This is a genomic window from Halovulum sp. GXIMD14793 (assembly GCF_054457435.1).
On the sequence record NZ_JBTLNE010000126.1, the window covers coordinates 1 to 896 of the forward strand.

Below are 896 nucleotides of genomic sequence, written 5' to 3' on the forward strand. Positions count from 1 at the left end.
ACCTTCGAAGCGCTTTTCAAATCCGTTGCACAAACATGCGACCTCTTCCCACCAGACGAGTGCCGAAATCTCTTCAAGGCTGCCGGGTATGTTGCAGATTAAATGGACGGTGCTCTAGAATGATGGCGCGTCTAAGACAGTCCCATCAAACGTGGTCATCATCATAAGGTCATTGCGAGCAGAATGGTTTACAATAACAGATCGCGGACGAAGACCGAACTCAACGAAGCCAAGCGATCTGTAGAGCCTGACTGCTCGCTGATTAGATGCGTCAACTGTCAACTCTGATTGCAGCAAACCATCCACTTTCAACTGTTCGCAAACGCTTTCCATCAGCGTCCGCCCGATACCCCGACCTTGTGATTTCTCGTGCACGTATATTGGCCCTATATCTGCAGTGTGTTTAAGACGTTCTAGACCACCGCGTCGGGCGACAACGAAGCCAACCAATCTCTCATCATGGTCAAAGGCTCCGATGTAGTAACCGCTATCTATGTTACTGGCAAAGCTGCTGTCCGGTATTGCCAATAGCTCCTCTTCAGTCAGCAAGAAGTAAACTGGCGCAGTTCGTAGGGCTTCAGCCCAAAAAGTCCGAAGAGTTGCGGCGTCTCGTGCTGTCAGTCGGCGAAGCATACCTGTTTTGTCCTCACGATATAAAATTTGGCATCCACAATTATTCAGAAATTTGGTTGTTAATGACTTCGGAACTAGAATGAAAGCTGTCATTCGTTCGGCAGACGCAAATGACAGCTTCGTCCTGTGGTTTCAACAGGTGAGCGCAACACAGGCTTCAAATTTCTCCGCTGGGGTTTGGTATTGCAAGGTTTTCCGTGGCCGCTCGTTAAGCTGGCGTGCGACGGCGCTGAGTTTGGCTTGACTAAAGCGTTTCGGGATAA

Annotated in this window: 1 protein-coding gene; it reads right to left on the reverse strand. The window is 49.4% G+C overall.

Annotated features, from left to right (window positions below):
- Positions 1-114: 114 nt before the first annotated feature.
- Positions 115-726 carry a GNAT family N-acetyltransferase gene (locus ACW9UQ_RS18655; RefSeq protein WP_458932484.1) on the reverse strand — a complete coding sequence of 204 codons (612 nt, stop codon included), beginning with the start codon at positions 724-726 and terminating at the stop codon, positions 115-117.
- Positions 727-896 lie beyond the last annotated feature (170 nt).